We start from the raw sequence: 17,787 nt of genomic DNA, 5'->3' as shown, positions 1-17,787 counted from the left end.
AATTTTCTTGCCCGGCACTGGAGTGCTGGTTCAAAGGTCAATCACGACGCGATGTATTTGTGTCTCGTACTTTGAAATTGCGGGTTGGGTGAAATTGCAATTCCATCTTGATTTCCCACCTTGGCTCGGGATTTTCCGGGGCCATATGCCGTGAGTACAAGTCGTGCTTTCGAAATAAAATTGAAAGGTTCGGCTTGACTCGGGCGCCTTGGATTAATGGCCGCCGCCAAGTGTCGGGAAATATCGATTTATTAACATTGATGAAACATATCAAGATGTTTTTTTGCTGTCAAACTTTTTTTGATGACGATGCGTACTACTTCCTGGGGTGCGTTGAAGTGTGGGAAAGCCAGAGATTGATTCAAATATTTAGTGATCTGTTAGCGGATTTTCGTTTCCTTGTCACCTGTAAAAAATATCAGGATTAAGGCATTCGTTCCGATTAAGACGGGAGCGAGAACCAATGGCGGAAAATGGAACAGGTCGAGTCTCGGCAAAAGAAGAGAAGCTCGAGAATCGATTGACTGGAGCGAGGGGGATGGGCAGCAGGCATGCTGCCTGGCACGCGCCACGCGGATAACCGCCACGCTTCTGGTGCGTCGGGACGCTGCCGTGTGCGTTGCCGCCGCGGGTTCTGAGTGGCGCGCAGTGAACGTATGCCGAGGGAGTCGCTACGCTACAACTTGTCGTTTCGCCGGTTCGTCGGCTTGGTGCTCGAAGACGTAGCGTGCGCGGACAATCCACCTGCCGGCGAGGGGCGCAACGCCGACACTCACTGGAACGACGAGCGACGGCACGACGACGCGCATGAATCGGAATAAGATTCGGATACCGGAACGTTTAGAGCGGTAAGAAAAAATGACGCGGCCCTTTTCCATCCGTGGCGTATCCCGCAGGGGAGCGGTCGGACTGGATGGTCGGCGCCGGGAGCGCAACGCTGATGATGCCGTTGAGCCACCTGGCTCATACGGTCCGAATACAGGTGGCGGTGCAGCAACAAGCGGTGCGATGAACCGCCGACAACCGACAGCTGCGGCACGATGGGCCAACTGGGCTGCCCGCGAGCGGTCGTGTCACGACGATCCGTCGGCAATTCGGCGGCCATCGCGTATGCAATCCCGTCGGGCAGCCTCCTTGTCGTCAAGGTGAGGCGTTTTTCAACAGCCTGTCATGCGTCGATGCGCTCGACCTTGCCGACGAGCAGCCCGTACGACAGGCTGCCGGCGAGTGCCATCGCGGCGATGTAGGTGATCGCGCGCGAGAAGTCGGCGCCGTCGACCAGCAACCCGATCACGATCGGCGTCGCGATCGCGGACAAGTTGCCGATCAGGTTGAACACGCCGCCCGTAAGGCCGATCAGCCGCGCAGGCGCGAGCCCCGACACGAGCGACCACGTGATCGACGCGAAGCCGTTGCCGAAGAACGCGATCGTCATGAACGCGATCACCCAGCCGGTCGACGTGACGTAGTTCGCGCCGATGATGCAGGTCGAGATCAGCAGCCCCGAGATGATCGGCAGCTTGCGCGCGAAGCCCTGCGACGCGCCGCGGCGCATCAGCCAGTCCGACAGCACGCCCGAGCACAGCACGCCGACGAACGCGGCGAGGAACGGCAGCGACGCGAGGAAGCCCGACTTGATGAAATCCATCCCTCGGTACTTGACGAGGTAGGTCGGGAACCACGTGAGGAAGAACCACAGCGTCGAGTTCAGCGCGAACTGGCCGAGATAGATGCCCCACAGCTTGCGCCGGCCGAGCACGACGCCGAGGTCGCGCCACGTCGACGGTGCGCGTTCGCTGCGCGCCGCGACGCGGTCCTCGAGATCGACGAGTCCGCCGCCGTCGCGGATCAGTGCGATCTCGGCCGCGTTGACGCCGCGAAACGCGCGCGGCTCGCGATACACCGCATACCAGATCGCGGCCCACACGATGCCGGCGAGGCCGGTCGCGACGAACACCATGTGCCAGCCGAGATGCACCTGCAGCCACGCGAGTACTGGCGTGAGGAACGCGAGGCCGACGAACTGGCCCGACGTGTAGCCGCCGATCGCGCTCGCGCGTTCGCGGGTCGGGAACCACGTCGTCACCACGCGGTTGTTGATCGGGTAGGCCGGTGCTTCGAGCGCACCGACCGCGAGGCGCAGCACGATCAGCCCGACGAACGAGCCCGCGAAACCGAGCAGCAGCGTTGCGGCCGACCACAGCGCCAGCGCACCCGCATACAGCACGCGCGGCGACACCTTGTCGACGAGCCAGCCGCCGGGGAGCTGCATCAGCGCGTAGGTCCAGCCGAACGCGGAGAACACGAGGCCCGCGCGCACCGGATCGATGTTCAGTTCCTTGAACAGCGCGGGCGCGGCGATCGACAGGTTGCTGCGGTCGAGATAGTTGATCACGACCGTGATGAACAGCAGCGCGAGGATCAGCAGCCGCTTGCGGCTCGGTGGCGTGGCCGTTGCGGTGGCCGTGGTCGCGCGGGCGGCGGAGTCGGATGAGGTACCGGCGTGCGCGAGCGGCAACGCCTGCGGGTCGGCTTGGGTGCGCGACGCGGATTGAGCCACGGTTGTCTCCTGTGTTCTGTGCCCGGCCGTCGCCCGCGAGCGGGGCGGCCGAATCGAATGGCGTTGGGGCGAACGTTAGAGCCGTGGTGCGCAGCGCGTCAACATTTGGACAGGTATCCCTATTAATGGGACGTTATGTGCTCAATATGTGGGAAGGAGCGGCGCTGGCACCGTCGCATACGCGGCGAGCAGCAGCGCAACGAGACGAGGAAGCGATCGGAATCGCAAGCGTGTTGCGTGGGTGTGCGGAATGCAGGTTTAAAGGATGGGGAACTGATCAGGGTTGGTTGACACCGAAAAAGCCCCTAGTCGTATTTGCTGCATTCACTTTTATCCAGGTATTCGCACACGCCGTTACGTACGGATGCCTCGATACATAGCTGGTTCGCACGCCAGGTATAAACGATCACGCCATGGTCCAGGCCTTGCGACTTTGTCTCGCCCAGCGTATCGATCAAGCGCTGCACGGGCTCGCCGATGTACTCGGCGCTGTCCAGCAGAACCTGGCGCATGAGGGCTTCTTTCGCGTCCCTGTCCCGGCGCACGGGCGCCGTGAATCGCAAGTAGCGCGAACGAAGCCAAAGCACGATCGCAACCGTCAACGCCAGGATGAGCAGCATCTGCATGTCAGTGGACCTCGAGCCGGGCTGCCGTCGTGGCGCTTCGATTGGCGTGAAGACACGTCAGCCGTGCGCACTGTCATCGCGAAAGCCATTCTTGCCGACGAAGATCTCCTTCAGCGCGGCGCGCAGCGCGACCGGGTCGTACTGGCCGGGCGCGAGATGGATCACGTAGCGCGTCTGGCCGTCGAGACGCGCGGCGAGCGCGGGTTCGATCTCGACGTCGATCGTGTCGTCCGTCAGGCGCACCGACAGATCCTTGACGCGCACGTTGACCTGGTCGCGCACCATCACTTCGATCAGCGCGTCGTCCGGAAAGCGCGACAGCGCGAAGCAATAGTCCTGCTCGGCGTCGTGGCAGTAGATGTTGGCGAAGCTCTCGTCGTCGTCGAGATCGGACGTCGCCGCGCCGATAGTGGCGTGAAGTTCCATGAATGTGGGTTCCTGCGTAAGAGATAAGGGTGGTAGCGGTTATCGGGTTGAGTGGAGCGCCGTTTCGTTCGCGGCTGCCGTGCCGGGCGTCACGCCGGCATCGCACGACGCATCGGCATCGCGCGCTTTCAGCCACAACCCGAATTCGCGCATCACTTCGACGACGGGCCGCAGCCGGTCGCCGTCGGCGGTCAGGTCGTACTCGACCCGCACCGGTACTTCCGGATACACGGTCCGTAATACGAGCCCCGCGTCTTCGAGTGCGCGCAGGTCGAGCGTCAACATGCGCTGCGAGATGCCGGGCATGTCGCGCCGCAGGTCGCTGAAGCGCCGCGGCCCGTCGAGCAGATACGACACCAGCAGCAGCCGCCAGCGGCCGCCGAGCAGGCGCATCGCTTCTTCAACGGAACATCCTGTCGCACTCGTTTTCATCGTGCCGAATCCTGGTCGGTAAATTTTTTGTGACTACGGCACAAACGACTGCCGTCTTCTCAGCCCTGCGCCGATGCGAGATATTAGCGCCCGCGTCGCGGCGAATCGATACATGAACAACCCACGAAGGACACGCATGAAGCTCTATCACGCCCCCGGAAGCTGTTCCCAGGCCATCTGCATCGTGCTGCGCGAAGGCGGCATCGATGCCGAAATCATCCAGGTCGACGCGCGCAAGCATGTGATTGAAGACGGGCGCAATTACTACGATGTGACCGAACTCGGCTACGTGCCGCTGCTCGAACTCGACGACGGCACGCTGCTGCGCGAAGGGCCGGTGATCGCGCAGTATCTCGCGGATCTGTGTTCGCCGGCCGCGCTTGCACCCGCATACGGTACGCTCGGCCGCTATCGGCTGATGGAGTGGCTGAACTTTCTCACGGCGGAAATCCACAAGGGTTTCATTCCGTTGCTGTACGCGGTGCAGGCGGGGAAATACGTCGACCCGGCGAGAACGAAGCTCGACAGCCGCTTTGCATGGATCGATCGTCAGCTCGACGGCAATACGTTCCTGATGGGCGACACGTTCACCGTCGCCGATGCGTACCTGTTCGCGCTGACGGGCTGGGGCAAGGCCGACTGGATGCGGTCGGTGTACCACGCGGATATCGACCTGACCCGGTATGCGCATCTGCGTGCATGGTACGAGCGGGTGCGGACGCGGCCGGCGGTGCAGCAGGTGCTGGAGGCCGACGGGCTCGCGCGGTAGCGTGTTGCGGCGGTGGTGGTGGCGGTGGTGGAGCCGGCGCGTCGTTTCGCCGAATCGACGCCACGCCACACAACGAAACCCCGCGCTATAATCCCCGCCATGAAATTCCTCCGGACCATCATCCTGCTGCTGCTTTGCGCGGTGCTGCCCATCAGCGGGCTGGCAGCCAGCGGCCTGGCCGGGGAATGTCCAATGATGCAGCAGGGCATGTCGATGTCGATGGACATGGACGCCGGCATGTCAGCCGACATGCCGGGTTGCGATTCGATGCAGTCGTCGTCCGCTGACAAGGCCCACGCGAAAGCGAAGGGCATGTCCTGCAAGCTGACGGCGCAATGCCAGTTCGGCAGTCTCTATCATCCGGCCGCTCGCGCCGAAGTCAGTCGTCCCGCTGCATACGCCAGCACCGTCGCGTTCCACTACGCGCAAATCCTCCCGGTCCGCGATCCGAACGGATTGTGGCGCCCTCCACGCATCAGCTGATCCCGATCCGATAGGTTCGCCGCATTCGCGGTGAGGTTCGTCCTGTATCAGGACGTGGAATCCCTATGGGGTTCCGCCGTTGGGGTTAAACCATGTCATTCCACTTCGGCACGCCGCTTGCGCGGCGTGCGCGTCGGCGCGCGCCCATGCTTTGGGCGGCGCTGCTGGTTGCGGGCGCCGTTCACGCGCAGCAACCGCCTTTCACGCTGGACGCCGCGCTGCAGTCCGCGACCGATCATTCCGCTTCGATGCAGGCCGCGCAGGCGTCGGTGCGTGCCAGCTCGGAGGCGGCCGTGAAGGCCGGCCAGCTGCCCGACCCGATGCTCAAGGCCGGCATCGACAACCTGCCGGTCAACGGCGGCCAGCGCTTCACCGTCGGCCAGGACTTCATGACGATGCGTCGCATCGGCATCGAGCAGGAGTGGGTGTCCGGCGACAAGCGGCGCCTGCGCTCGGCGCTCGCCAACGAGCAGGTCGGGCGCGAGCGCGCCGGCTATCTCGCGCAGCTCGCGAGCGTGCGCCAGCAAACGGCGACGGCGTGGCTGAACGCCGTCTACGCGAAGCAGGCGCTCGCGCTGCAGCAGGCGCTGCTCGATCACATGAATCACGAACTCGACGCGACGAAGGCGTCGTATCGCGGGGCGAAGGCGAGTGCGGCCGATGTCGTCCAGGCGCGGGCCATGCTCGCGCAGACGCAGGATCAATGGCTGAAAGCGCAGCAGGTCTACCAGACCGCGCTCATCACGCTGTCGCGCTGGACCGCCGTGCCGGTCGACGACGTCGCGGGCACGCCGCCCGCGCCGGAGTCGTTCGTGTCGTCGTTGCCGCCGGACGAGTTGCGGCTGTCGCAACCGTCGTTGATCACCGCCGCCGACGATATCGCGGTTGCCGAAGCCGATACCGCAGTCGCGAACAGCGAACGCAGCCCGAACTGGACGTGGGAAGTCGCGTACCAGCAGCGTGGCGGCGCGTATTCGAACATGGTGTCCGTCGGCGTCACGATCCCGCTGCCGCTCAATCGCAAGAACCGCCAGAACCGCGACGTCGCCGAAAAGGCCGCGCTCGCGACGAAGGCGCGCCTGATGTACGAGGACACGCTGCGCCAGGTGCAGGCCGATATCCGTACGCAGTCCGCGACGCTCGCGAGCGGTCGTGCGCGCATCGCGAATCTCGGCGACGCGCTGTTGCCCGCCGCCGACCAGCGCGTGCAACTGGCGAACGCGGCCTACCGCGCGGGCACCGGCTCGCTCGCCGATACGTTCGCTGCCCGCCGCGCGCAACTGGATGCGCAACTGCAGGTGCTCGATCTCCGGCGCGAGGTCTCGCAGACCTGGGCCCAGCTCGAATACCAGGTCGTGCCGTCGACGCTGGCCGCCGCGCAATAAAGGAGAACGACATGACGAAGCAAATACTGGCCCGTGCGGCCCTGCTCGCGTTCGCCGGCGCCGCGCTGCTCGGCGCGGGTTATTTCGTGGGCGCACGCCATGCGGCGACGGCCGCAACGGCAACGGATACCACCGCAGCGGCATCCTCCTCGCCCGGCAACGCCGACCCGAAGACCGGCCGCAAGGTGCTGTACTGGCACGACCCGATGGTGCCGAACCAGCACTTCGACAAACCCGGCAAGTCGCCGTTCATGGACATGCAGCTGCAACCCGTCTATGCGGACGAAGGCGGCGGTGCGTCCGGCATCCGGATCGACGCGGGGCTGCAGCAGAACCTCGGCATCCGCTATGCGACCGTGCGCCGGCAGGAGACAGCCGCCGGATTCGATGCGGTGGGCACCACGCAGTTCGACGAATCGCGCGCGGATGTCGTCCAGTCGCGCGTCACCGGCTACATCGACCGTCTCTATGCGCGCGCACCGATGCAGCGCATCGCGAAAGGCGCGCCGGTCGCGTCGCTGTTCGTGCCCGACTGGCTCGCGCCACAGGAGGAATACCTCGCGCTCAAGCGCGGCGGGATGGACGCCAGCCTGCTCGACGCATCGCGGGCCCGGATGCGCGCGCTGTCGATTCCCGACGGCATGGTCGCGAGCCTCGATCGCACCGGCCGTGCGCAGACGCATGTCGTGCTCACGGCACCGGAAACCGGCGTCGTCAGCGAGCTGAACGTGCGCGACGGCGCGATGGTCGCGCCCGGTCAGACGCTCGCGAAGATCGCGGGGCTGTCGACGCTGTGGCTCATCGTCGAGGTGCCGGAAGCGCTTGCGCTGAACGTGCAGCCGGGGATGGCGGTCGACGCGACGTTCGCGGGCGACCCGGCGCAGCATTTCACCGGACGCATCCGCGAAGTGCTGCCCGGCATCAGCACGAGCAGCCGCACGCTGCAGGCGCGCGTGGAGATCGACAATGCGGCGCTGAAGCTCACGCCCGGCATGCTGATGCGCGTGCGGGTCGCCGCGCGGCAGACCGTGTCGCGCCTGCTCGTGCCGTCCGAAGCGGTGATCGCGACCGGCAAGCGCTCGATCGTCATCGTGAAGAACCGCGACGGCCGGCTGCAGCCCGTGACGGTGACGTTGGGTCACGACGTCGGCAGCGACACCGAAGTGCTCGGCGGGCTGAACGAAGGCGACACGGTCGTCGCATCGGGTCAGTTCCTGATCGATTCCGAGGCGAGCCTGAAAAGCGTGCTGCCGCGGCTGGAAAGCGGCACCGGCGCAAGCGGCGCGGGGGCGATGTCCGCGTCGACACCGACAGCGGCGGCACCGGTCTACGAGACCACCGGCAAGGTCGAGCAGGTCACGGCCGACGACATCACGTTCTCGCATCAGCCCGTTCCGGCGCTCGGCTGGGGCGCGATGACGATGGCGTTCGGCAAGCCGTCGGCCACCGCGTTCCCGGACGTGAAGCCGGGCCAGACGGTGCGCTTCGCGTTCACGCCAGGCGACGACGGTTACCGGCTGACGAAGGTCGAACCGCAGGGAGGCGAACGATGATCGCGCGCATCATTCGCTGGTCCGTCCACAACCGCTTCCTCGTGCTGCTCGCCACCGTGCTGATTGCCGCATGGGGCGTTCATTCGCTGCGACAGACGCCGCTCGATGCGTTGCCCGACCTGTCGGATACGCAGGTGATCGTGAAGGCGTCGTATCCGGGCAAGGCGCCGCAGATCGTCGAGGACCAGGTGACCTATCCGTTGACGACCACGCTGCTCGGCGTGCCCGGTGCGAAAACCGTCCGCGCGTACTCGTCGTTCGGCGACGCGTTCGTCTACGTGCTGTTCGACGACCGCACCGATCCGTACTGGGCGCGTTCGCGCGTGCTCGAATACCTGAGCCAGGTGCAGAGCCGGCTGCCTGCCGGCGCGACGGTGTCGCTCGGGCCGGATGCGACCGGTGTCGGCTGGGTGTACGAGTACGCGCTCGTCGATCGCACCGGGCATCACGATCTCGGGCAGCTGCGCGCGCTCAACGACTGGTTCCTGAAGTTCGAGCTGAAGGCGGTGCCCGATGTGTCGGAAGTCGCGAGCATCGGCGGCATGGTGCAGCAGTACCAGGTCGTGCTCGATCCGGACAAGCTGCGCGCGTACGGCATCACGCAGGCGGAAGTCGCGAACGCGCTCGGCAACGCGAACCAGGCATCCGGCGGCTCGGTCGTCGAGCTGGCGGAATCGGAGTACATGGTGCGCTCGACCGGCTACCTGCGCACGCTCGACGATTTCCGGCACGTGGTGCTGCGCACGAACGACACCGGTACGCCGGTGCTGCTCGGCGATGTCGCGCGCATCCAGGTGGGCCCGGCGATGCGGCGCGGGATCGCCGAGCTGAACGGGCAGGGCGAGGTGACGGGCGGTGTCGTCGTGATGCGCTCGGGCAAGAACGCGCTGACCACGATCGATGCGGTGAAGGCGAAGCTGGCCGACCTGAAGCGTTCGCTGCCGCCCGGCGTCGAGATCGTCACGACCTACGATCGCTCGCAGCTGATCGAGCGCGCGGTGGGCAACCTGAAGGACAAGCTGATCGAGGAGTTCGTGATCGTCGGGATCGTCTGCGCGGTGTTCCTGTTTCATCTGCGCAGCGCGTTCGTCGCGATCCTGTCGCTGCCGCTCGGCGTGCTGGCCGCGTTCATCGTGATGCGCTACCAGGGCGTGAACGCGAACCTGATGTCGCTGGGCGGGATCGCGATCGCGATCGGCGCGATGATCGACGCGGCGATCGTGATGATCGAGAACGCGCACAAGCATCTCGAAGCGTACGACCACGCGCATCCCGGCGAACCGATCACGGCCGCGCGACGCTGGGAGCTCGTCGCGACGTCGGCCGCGGAAGTCGGGCCCGCGCTGTTCTTCTCGCTGCTGATCATCACGCTGTCGTTCATCCCGGTGTTTTCGCTGGAAGGGCAGGAAGGCAAGCTGTTCGCGCCGCTCGCGTTCACGAAGACCTACACGATCGCCGCCGCCGCCGGGCTGTCGGTGACGCTGGTGCCGGTGCTGATGGGTTATCTCGTGCGCGGCCGCATTCCGCACGAGCACGCGAACCCGATCAACCGCGTGCTGATCCGTGCGTACCGGCCGCTGCTCGAAGCGACGCTCAGGCGCCCGTGGCTTGCCATCGGCATCGCGGTCGTCGCGCTGGTGCTGACGGCCGTGCCGCTGTCGCGGCTCGGCGGCGAATTCATGCCGCCGCTCGACGAAGGCGACCTGCTGTACATGCCGACCGCGCTGCCCGGCATCTCGGCCGACAAGGCGAGCGAGCTGCTGCAGCAGACCGACCGCCTGATCAAGACCGTGCCCGAGGTCGACACGGTGTTCGGCAAATCGGGCCGCGCCGATACCGCGACCGATCCCGCGCCGCTCGAGATGTTCGAGACGACGATCCGGTTCAAGCCGCGCAGCGCATGGCGGCCCGGCATGACGCCCGAGAAGCTCGTCGACGAACTCGATCGCACGGTGAAGGTGCCGGGGCTGTCGAACGTGTGGGTGCCGCCGATCCGCAACCGGCTCGACATGCTGTCCACCGGCATCAAGACGCCGGTCGGCGTGAAGATTTCCGGGCCGGACCTGGCAGGGATCGACGCGATCGCGAAGCAGGTCGAGGCCGCGGTGAAGCCCGTGCCGGGCGTGACGTCCGCGCTCGCGGAGCGGTTGAACGGCGGCCGCTACATCGACGTCGACATCGATCGGCTCGCGGCCGCGCGCTACGGCTTGTCGATCGCGGATATCCAGGCGGTCGTGTCGTCGGCGGTCGGCGGCGACGACGTCGGCGAAGTGATCGCGGGGCGCGAGCGCTTCCCGATCAACATCCGCTACCCGCGCGAGGTGCGCGATTCGGTCGAGAACCTGCGGCAATTGCCGGTCGTCACCGCACGCGGCGCGCAGATCCGCCTGGGCGACGTCGCGCGCATCGCGATCGCCGACGGCCCGCCGATGATCCGCAGCGAGAACGCGCGGCTGTCCGGCTACGTGTACGTCGATCTCCGCGGGGTCGACCTGAGCACGGCCGTCCGCGCGATGCAGCAGGCCGTCGCGCAACAGGTCGCGTTGCCGCCCGGCTATTCGATCGCGTGGTCGGGGCAGTTCGAGTATCTCGAACGTGCGGCGGCCAAGCTGCGTACCGTCGTGCCGGTGACGCTCGTGGTGATCTTCGTGCTGCTGTTCCTCACGTTCGGCTCGGCGGCCGATGCGCTGCTGCTGATGTCGACGGTGCCGTTCGCGCTGGTCGGCGGCTTCTGGCTCGTGTGGGCGCTCGGCCACGCGGTGTCCGTCGCGACGTCGGTGGGCTTCATCGCGCTCGCGGGCGTGGCCGCCGAATTCGGCGTCGTGATGCTGCTGTACCTGAAAGGCGCGCTGCAGCGCCGGCTCGACGCCGGCGAACCGCTGACCGATGCGCTGCTGCTCGATGCGATCCGCGAAGGCGCGGTGCTGCGCGTGCGCCCCAAGGCGATGACGGTGGCCGTCGTGCTCGCCGGCCTCGTGCCGATCATGGTCGGGCACGGCGCCGGTTCCGAAGTGATGCAGCGCATTGCCGCGCCGATGGTCGGCGGCATGGTCACGGCGCCGCTGCTGTCGATGTTCGTCATTCCCGCCGCATGGCTCCTGCTGCAGCGCCGTCGCGCGCGAAGCGCGGGTCATGCATGGCATTCCGAAGCAGTTCCTCACGGCACGAACGTGCCATCCATCCCAACCGGAGAATCCCGATGAAGAAGCTGATTACCGTCACCGTTGCTGCCGCCGCCGTTCTTGCTGTCGGCACGGTCGTCACCCCCGCCTTTGCTGCCGGCGACATGGCCGGCATGGACATGTCCGGCATGAAGATGTCGTCGGGCGGCATGGCCGAGTCGAATGCCGCGCTGACCGACGCCGAAGTGAAGAAGGTCGATGCCGCGACCGGCAAGATCACGCTGAAGCACGGCGCGCTCGAGAACGTCGGGATGCCGCCGATGACGATGGCGTTCAAGGCGAAGGACACGGCGATGCTCGAGCACGCGCATGCGGGCGACAAGGTCAAGGTGCGGATCGAGAAGGTCGACGGCACGCTGACGATCGTCAAGCTGGTGAAGGCGTCCTGACCTGACGGCGTGCCGGTGTGCCGCCCGTCCGCGAGGCGGGCGGCCGCATCGGCGCCGCGCGGATCGGGCTGTAAGCGGCGCGTGCGGCTGCGTTTGACGGTGCGCGGCGGGGTTGAGTGCCGCCACACACGGGATCGGCACCTTCATTTCAACAATACTTGAAATATTGAAATGATGGCGCTATCCTTCGCGCCATGGACTCCAATCTCGTCGTGCGCGCCCTGGGCGCGCTTGCTCATGAAGCGCGCCTGGCCATCTTTCGCGCGCTGGTCGTGGCCGGGCCCGAAGGGCTGCCGGCTGGCGCGATCGCCCAGCAGATCGGGCTGTCGCCATCGAGCCTGTCGTTTCATCTGAAGGATCTGTCGCACGCCGACCTGGTCACTGCGCGCCAGGAAGGCCGGTTCATCTACTACGCGGCGAATTTCGAATCGATGAGCGGGCTCATCGGGTTCCTGACCGAGAACTGCTGTGCGGGCGCGGCCTGTGGCGTACCGGCGGCGCCCGATTGCTGCGGAGGCGACGCATGACCGGCCCGGACGTTGCACAACCGCAAGCCGTGGCGGCGCAGCCCGCCATCGGCTTCTTCGAGCGCTACCTGACCGTGTGGGTGGCGCTGTGCATCGTGCTCGGCATCGCGCTGGGCCTGGCGCTGCCGGAACTCTTTCAGCACATCGGCCGCATGGAATACGCACAGGTCAACCTGCCCGTCGGGCTGTTGATCTGGGTGATGATCGTGCCGATGCTGGTCAAGGTCGATTTCGGCGCGTTGCATGAGGTTCGGCAGCACGTGCGCGGGATCGGCGTCACGCTCGTCGTGAACTGGCTCGTCAAGCCGTTTTCGATGGCGTTGCTCGGCTGGCTGTTCATCCGGCAGCTGTTCGCGCCGCTGCTGCCGGCCGACCAGATCGACAGCTATATCGCCGGCCTGATCCTGCTGGCCGCCGCGCCGTGCACGGCGATGGTGTTCGTGTGGAGCCGGCTGACGGGCGGCGATCCGCTGTTCACGCTGTCGCAGGTCGCGCTGAACGACAGCATCATGGTGATCGCGTTCGCGCCGCTGGTCGGCCTGCTGCTGGGGATGTCCGCCATCACGGTGCCGTGGGCGACGCTGCTCACGTCGGTCGTGCTCTACATCGTCGTTCCGGTGATCGTCGCGCAAGCGTGGCGCCGGCTGTTGCTCGCCAGGGGGCCGGCGGCGTTCGACCGCGCGATGGCGAAGATCGGCCCGTGGTCCATCGCCGCGCTGCTGGCCACGCTGGTGCTGCTGTTCGCGTTCCAGGGCGAGGCGATCCTGAAGCAACCGCTGGTGATCGCGCTGCTCGCGGTGCCGATCCTGATCCAGGTGTTCTTCAACGCGGCGCTCGCCTACGGACTCAATCGCGTCGTCGGCGAGAAGCACAGCATCGCGTGTCCGTCGGCGCTGATCGGCGCGTCCAATTTCTTCGAGCTGGCCGTCGCAGCCGCCATCAGCCTGTTCGGCTTCCACTCCGGCGCGGCGCTCGCGACCGTCGTCGGCGTGCTGATCGAAGTGCCGGTGATGCTGCTCGTCGTGCGCGTCGTCAACCGTTCGAAGGGCTGGTACGAGTGCGCGTGAAACCATTCAGGAATCCGGAAATGACCGACATCACGATCTATCACAACCCCGATTGCGGCACGTCGCGCAACACGCTGGCGATGATTCGCAACACGGGCGTCGAGCCTCGCGTCGTACTGTATCTCGACACGCCGCCGGGACAGGAAGCACTGCGCGCGCTGATCGCGGCGATGGGCATCCCCGTGCGCGACGTGCTGCGGCGCAAGGGGACACCCTATGAAGCGCTCGATCTCGACAATCCGAAATGGAGCGACGACGACCTGATCGGCTTTATGGTCGCCCATCCGATCCTGATCAATCGCCCGATCGTCGTGACGCCGCTCGGCACGCGGCTGTGCCGTCCGTCCGAGCAGGTGCTCGATATCCTGCCCGATCCGCAGCAAGGGCCGTTTGCGAAGGAGGACGGCGAAATCGTGATCGATGCGGAGGGCAAGCGTGTCTGACAGACTGAACGATCTGCCGCAAGTCGAGGCCACGCTCTTTCGCGTGCCGGACGCGAGCCGCCTGCAGCCCGCGCTGCCATCGACGCATCCGCCACGAATCCTGCTGCTCTATGGGTCATTGCGCACGCGCTCGTTCAGCCGGCTGCTGGTCGAGGAGGCGGCGCGGTTGCTGACGGCGATGGGCGCCGATGTCAGGATCTTCAATCCGGCCGGCTTGCCGCTGCCTGACGATGCGCCGGACGACCACCCGAAAGTGGCCGAGTTGCGCGAGCTCGTGCAATGGTCGGAGGGCATGGTGTGGTGCTCCCCCGAGCGGCACGGCGCGATGACCGGCGTGATGAAATCGCAGATCGACTGGATTCCGTTGTCGGTCGGCGCGGTACGGCCGACGCAGGGCAAGACGCTGGCGGTCATGCAGGTCAGCGGCGGATCGCAGTCGTTCAACGCGGTCAACCAGATGCGGGTGCTCGGGCGCTGGATGCGCATGCTGACCATCCCCAACCAGTCGTCCGTCGCGAAGGCGTTCATGGAATTCGGCGACGACGACAGGATGAAGCCGTCCGCGTATTTCGATCGGGTCGTCGACGTCATGGAGGAACTGGTCAAGTTCACGCTGCTGACGCGCGACGTCGGCACGTATCTGACGGACCGGTACAGCGAGCGCAAGGAAAGCGCCGAGCAACTGTCGCAGCGTGTGAACCAGGCGCGAATCTGAATCGCTTGCCGGCGGGCGGCGCGATGACGCTCCGTTCGCGCCGGGCAGCGGGATCGTGCCCGGCGCGTCCGTTGGGCAAGGTTAGCGAGCCAGCGTCAGGAACAGATACCCCGCATAACCCGCGCCGTTCGCCAGCAATGCCCAGATCGCCAGCCCGCGCGTGCGCGCATTGAAGCGCAGCCATGCTGCCGCCGCGAGCGTGATGATCACGCCGGTCAGCACCTCGGGGCGCGGCTCCCACGGCGTCAGCATGATGCCGATCGCCGGCAGCAGCGTGCCCTGGAACACCATCGCGCCGGTGATGTTGCCGAACGCGAGCGTGTCCTTCTTGCGGCGAATCCACAGCACGCTGTTGACCTTCTCCGGCAACTCCGTCGCGATCGGCACGATGATCAGCGACAGCAGCAGTGCCGAGACGCCGAGCACATGCGACACGCCTTCCACGCCGTGAATGAAACCCTTCGCGCCGCCGACCAGCAGCGCGAGGCCGATGAGCAGTTGCAGCGCGATCGTCGCGAGGGTGGTCGGCATGCCGAGGCGTGACAGGAACATCGTGTGCGGCGCCTCGGTGCCGTGCCCGGCATCGACGAGCTGGTTCGACGCGCGGAACGTCATCACGACATACATCACGTAGATCCCGACCAGCATCGCCGCGAGCAGCGCGCGCACGGCCCAGTTGTGATGCGGGACGAACATCGCGGCGGTGGCCAGCGAGAACGCGGCGAGGAAGTAGTTCATGTCGCGCACGAAGCCCGTGCGTTCCGGTGCGATCGTGCCGCGCAGTCCGCGCGAGCGGATCACGGCGAGCGTCATCAGGAAGGTGGTGAGCGTCGCGAGCATCAGCGGTGCGCCGAGAATCGCGCCGACGCCGATCTCCTCGTTCACGGCCTGGTTCGCGGTGCCGCCGGCGAGCGCGAGCAGCGGCACCATCGTTTCGGGCAGCGCGGTGCCGACGGCCGCGAACAGCGAACCGGTGACGCCTTCGGAAATCTTCAGGCGTTCGCCGAGATGTTCGAGCGCATTGGTGAAGACTTCCGCGGCGATGAGGATGACGACCAGCATGAACGCCAGTTCGATGAACATGAAGGTCATGCGGCACCTCCGCAGGCATGCGCGCGGACGGCGGCGAAACGCGGGGAAAAGGCGGTGGGGGACATGGGGACTCCGTGGTCGGACGCTGACGAACCATGGCGCATCCGACGACGTCCGACCAGGAACGACGCGATGCGCCCATGGTCTCGCCAAGCCGATCAGGCTGAACGCGCCACGGCCGCAGGCCGAGTGTGTTGACGCGTTCGCTTTCCGGGACAGAAAGCAGGCTACTCCCCAAAGACGAAGGGCAGTCTAGCCGAGCAGATTGCTTTCGGCAAGCCTTCATCTTGAAAAAATATACCCCTCTCCCCTATAGGGAAAACCTTCCGGATATATACTCCCCCTCCCTATCCAGGAGTTTGTCGGCGATGAGCCATACCGTTCGTGAAAAACAGAAGCTGCTGAACCGCGTGCGCCGTATCAAGGGCCAGGTCGAGGCGATCGAGCGCGCGCTCGGGGAAGAGCGCGGCTGCAACGAGGTGCTGCAATTGATCACGAGCTGTCGGGGCGCGATGAACGGGCTGCTGGCCGTCGTGCTGGAAGACCACATTCGCGAGCACATGGTCGATGCACATGGGCCGGATGAGCACGAAGGCAGCGCGACCGAGCAGCTGATCGACGTGGTGCACAGCTATTTCAAGTAATCGGGGTGGAACATGAGCAATTTCACGAATGACGCGTTCGGCGCGGGGCACGACCATATCTTCCTCGGCGCCGCGCACGAGCAGAACGAGCGGCGGACGTGGATGGTGATCGTCCTGTGCGCGGCGATGATGGTGGCCGAGATCGTCGGCGGCACGCTGTTCGGATCGCTGGCGCTCGTCGCCGACGGGCTGCACATGTCGACGCACGCGGGCGCGATGCTGATCGCCGCGCTGGCCTATACCTATGCGCGCAGGCATGCCGACGATCCGCGCTTCGTGTTCGGCACCGGCAAGCTGGGCGACCTGGCCGGGTTCACGAGCGCGATCGTGCTCGCGATGATCGCGATCCTGATCGGCTACGAGGCCGTCGCGCGTTTGTTGGCGCCGGTTCCTATCCACTTCGGTGAAGCGATTCCGATTGCCGTGCTGGGGCTCGCGGTGAACCTCGCCAGCGTGTGGCTGCTGAGCGGCGGCCATCACGGGCATGATCATGGCCACCATCACGGGCATGGCCATGGACACGGACATGGGCACGCACACGACGATCACGCGGACGAAGCCATGCGGGTCTTCTCGACAGCCGGCGTGTTCGACGTATCGGTGTTCGAGGACGGCGTGCCGCCGGTGTTCCGGATCGCGCCGGCAACCGGCGAGTCGAGCCTCGACGGGGTGTCCGTCTCGATCACGACCGTTCGTCCCGACCAATCGCGACAGCATTTCACGATGGTCGCGCGCGACGGCTTCCTGGAATCGCGCGAGACCATTCCCGAGCCCCATGCGTTCGATGCGATCGTGACGCTGAACGGCAACGAGCACGCGCTGACGTTCGTCGAACACGATCATCATGATGGCGTGCACGCTGCCGCGGCCCGCGATCACAACATCCGGTCGGCCTACGTTCACGTGATCGCCGATGCCGCGGTGTCGGTGCTGGCCATTGTCGGGTTGCTGCTCGCGCGTGCCTTCGGTTGGGTCTGGATGGATCCGCTCGCGGGCATCATTGGCGCGCTCGTCATCGCGAACTGGTCGTACGGGCTGATGCGCGATACCGGCGGCATCCTGCTCGACGTCAGTGTCGATCGCAAGCTGGCGGAGCGCGTGCGTCACGCGATCGAGGCGCTCGGCGACAAGGTCAACGATCTTCACGTGTGGCGTGTCGGCCCCGGCCACATGAGCGCGATCGTGTCCGTCGAGACCGCCGATGCGGTGCGCGACGCGCGCTTCTACCATGCATTGGTCCAAGGTTTCGACGGCGTGTCGCACGTGACCGTCGAAGTGATGACGCCTGCGAAGGCGGCCTGACCGTGGCGGTGAAATCGCCGTGTATCGAGCTGTGCGCGTTCGATGGGCGCACCGGATTCTGCGTGGGTTGCCTGCGCACGCGCGACGAGGCGCGCGACTGGAAGAAGCTGACCGACCATCGCCGGCACCAGATACTGAACGACCGCGTTCGCCGGCAAGCGAAGATCCGGCGCGAGACGGCGGACTAAGGCG

General features: G+C 65.8%; 18 protein-coding genes and 1 riboswitch. Of the genes, 13 read left to right on the top strand and 5 right to left on the bottom strand.

Annotated features, from left to right (window positions below):
• Positions 1 to 1,168: 1,168 nt before the first annotated feature.
• From BDI24065_RS23700 to BDI24065_RS23685, 4 genes are all read right to left on the bottom strand, one after another.
• The gene (locus BDI24065_RS23700; RefSeq protein ID WP_175033284.1) at positions 1,169 to 2,560 is read right to left on the bottom strand and encodes an MFS transporter; all 1,392 of its coding nucleotides are present in this window, start codon (positions 2,558 to 2,560) and stop codon (positions 1,169 to 1,171) included.
• A gap of 305 nt (positions 2,561 to 2,865) precedes the next feature.
• Entirely contained in the window at positions 2,866 to 3,186 is a 321-nt protein-coding gene (locus BDI24065_RS23695) for a hypothetical protein (protein ID WP_175033283.1), read from the bottom strand.
• A gap of 57 nt (positions 3,187 to 3,243) precedes the next feature.
• A complete protein-coding gene (locus BDI24065_RS23690; RefSeq protein ID WP_175033282.1) occupies positions 3,244 to 3,612 on the bottom strand; it encodes a hypothetical protein in 369 nt (122 codons plus the stop codon).
• Between the two features lie 39 nt (positions 3,613 to 3,651).
• Complete coding sequence (locus BDI24065_RS23685; RefSeq protein ID WP_175033281.1) at positions 3,652 to 4,044, bottom strand: winged helix-turn-helix transcriptional regulator; 393 nt, start codon at positions 4,042 to 4,044, stop codon at positions 3,652 to 3,654.
• A gap of 136 nt (positions 4,045 to 4,180) precedes the next feature.
• On the opposite strand from BDI24065_RS23685, the gene BDI24065_RS23680 reads away from it, so the two are divergent.
• The 10 genes from BDI24065_RS23680 to arsH all read left to right on the top strand — a co-directional run bounded on the left by BDI24065_RS23680 (position 4,181) and on the right by arsH (position 14,557).
• Positions 4,181 to 4,813 (top strand): glutathione S-transferase C-terminal domain-containing protein, encoded by a 633-nt coding sequence (locus BDI24065_RS23680; protein ID WP_175033280.1) that lies wholly within the window; start codon positions 4,181 to 4,183, stop codon positions 4,811 to 4,813.
• Between the two features lie 99 nt (positions 4,814 to 4,912).
• On the top strand, positions 4,913 to 5,296 hold the full coding sequence (locus tag BDI24065_RS23675) for a hypothetical protein (protein WP_175033279.1): 384 nt from the start codon (positions 4,913 to 4,915) through the stop codon (positions 5,294 to 5,296).
• Between the two features lie 92 nt (positions 5,297 to 5,388).
• Positions 5,389 to 6,681, top strand: a complete 1,293-nt coding sequence (locus tag BDI24065_RS23670; protein WP_175033278.1) for a TolC family protein — start codon at positions 5,389 to 5,391, stop codon at positions 6,679 to 6,681.
• 11 nt (positions 6,682 to 6,692) lie between these two features.
• Positions 6,693 to 8,234: an efflux RND transporter periplasmic adaptor subunit gene (locus BDI24065_RS23665; RefSeq protein ID WP_175033277.1), complete on the top strand. Its 1,542-nt coding sequence runs from the start codon at positions 6,693 to 6,695 to the stop codon at positions 8,232 to 8,234.
• Complete coding sequence (locus BDI24065_RS23660) at positions 8,231 to 11,437, top strand: efflux RND transporter permease subunit (RefSeq protein WP_175033276.1); 3,207 nt, start codon at positions 8,231 to 8,233, stop codon at positions 11,435 to 11,437. The genes BDI24065_RS23665 and BDI24065_RS23660 overlap by 4 nt, the downstream gene beginning before the upstream one ends.
• Positions 11,434 to 11,805 carry a copper-binding protein gene (locus tag BDI24065_RS23655; RefSeq protein ID WP_175033275.1) on the top strand — a complete coding sequence of 124 codons (372 nt, stop codon included), beginning with the start codon at positions 11,434 to 11,436 and terminating at the stop codon, positions 11,803 to 11,805. The genes BDI24065_RS23660 and BDI24065_RS23655 overlap by 4 nt, the downstream gene beginning before the upstream one ends.
• A gap of 194 nt (positions 11,806 to 11,999) precedes the next feature.
• Positions 12,000 to 12,332, top strand: a complete 333-nt coding sequence (locus BDI24065_RS23650) for an ArsR/SmtB family transcription factor (protein ID WP_122948708.1) — start codon at positions 12,000 to 12,002, stop codon at positions 12,330 to 12,332.
• Positions 12,329 to 13,399 carry an ACR3 family arsenite efflux transporter gene (arsB, locus tag BDI24065_RS23645; RefSeq protein ID WP_175033274.1) on the top strand — a complete coding sequence of 357 codons (1,071 nt, stop codon included), beginning with the start codon at positions 12,329 to 12,331 and terminating at the stop codon, positions 13,397 to 13,399. The genes BDI24065_RS23650 and arsB overlap by 4 nt, the downstream gene beginning before the upstream one ends.
• Positions 13,400 to 13,419: 20 nt before the next feature.
• The gene (arsC, locus tag BDI24065_RS23640; RefSeq protein WP_175033273.1) at positions 13,420 to 13,842 is read left to right on the top strand and encodes an arsenate reductase (glutaredoxin); all 423 of its coding nucleotides are present in this window, start codon (positions 13,420 to 13,422) and stop codon (positions 13,840 to 13,842) included.
• Complete coding sequence (gene arsH, locus BDI24065_RS23635) at positions 13,835 to 14,557, top strand: arsenical resistance protein ArsH (protein ID WP_254609843.1); 723 nt, start codon at positions 13,835 to 13,837, stop codon at positions 14,555 to 14,557. Before arsC ends, arsH begins: the two co-directional genes overlap by 8 nt.
• A gap of 81 nt (positions 14,558 to 14,638) precedes the next feature.
• Here arsH and BDI24065_RS23630 read toward each other — a convergent pair whose 3' ends face one another.
• Positions 14,639 to 15,649 carry a sodium:calcium antiporter gene (locus tag BDI24065_RS23630; protein WP_175033271.1) on the bottom strand — a complete coding sequence of 337 codons (1,011 nt, stop codon included), beginning with the start codon at positions 15,647 to 15,649 and terminating at the stop codon, positions 14,639 to 14,641.
• Positions 15,650 to 15,733: 84 nt separating this feature from the next.
• Positions 15,734 to 15,897: riboswitch (yybP-ykoY riboswitch) on the bottom strand.
• Positions 15,898 to 16,017: 120 nt separating this feature from the next.
• Between BDI24065_RS23630 and BDI24065_RS23625 the strand changes: the two genes are divergently transcribed.
• Genes BDI24065_RS23625 through BDI24065_RS23615 form a run of 3 tightly spaced genes read left to right on the top strand, consistent with a single transcriptional unit; the run spans position 16,018 to position 17,783 of the window.
• A complete protein-coding gene (locus BDI24065_RS23625) occupies positions 16,018 to 16,293 on the top strand; it encodes a metal/formaldehyde-sensitive transcriptional repressor (protein WP_039354022.1) in 276 nt (91 codons plus the stop codon).
• Positions 16,294 to 16,305: 12 nt separating this feature from the next.
• Positions 16,306 to 17,595 carry a CDF family Co(II)/Ni(II) efflux transporter DmeF gene (gene dmeF, locus BDI24065_RS23620; protein WP_175033270.1) on the top strand — a complete coding sequence of 430 codons (1,290 nt, stop codon included), beginning with the start codon at positions 16,306 to 16,308 and terminating at the stop codon, positions 17,593 to 17,595.
• Positions 17,596 to 17,597: 2 nt separating this feature from the next.
• Positions 17,598 to 17,783, top strand: a complete 186-nt coding sequence (locus tag BDI24065_RS23615; protein ID WP_175033269.1) for a DUF1289 domain-containing protein — start codon at positions 17,598 to 17,600, stop codon at positions 17,781 to 17,783.
• Positions 17,784 to 17,787 lie beyond the last annotated feature (4 nt).

This window comes from Burkholderia lata (genome assembly GCF_902499025.1).
In the GTDB taxonomy this organism is placed as follows: Bacteria; Pseudomonadota; Gammaproteobacteria; order Burkholderiales; family Burkholderiaceae; genus Burkholderia; species Burkholderia lata_C.
The sequence above is the reverse complement of the archived record's forward strand: the minus strand, read 5'-3'. Positions and strand labels throughout refer to the sequence as shown.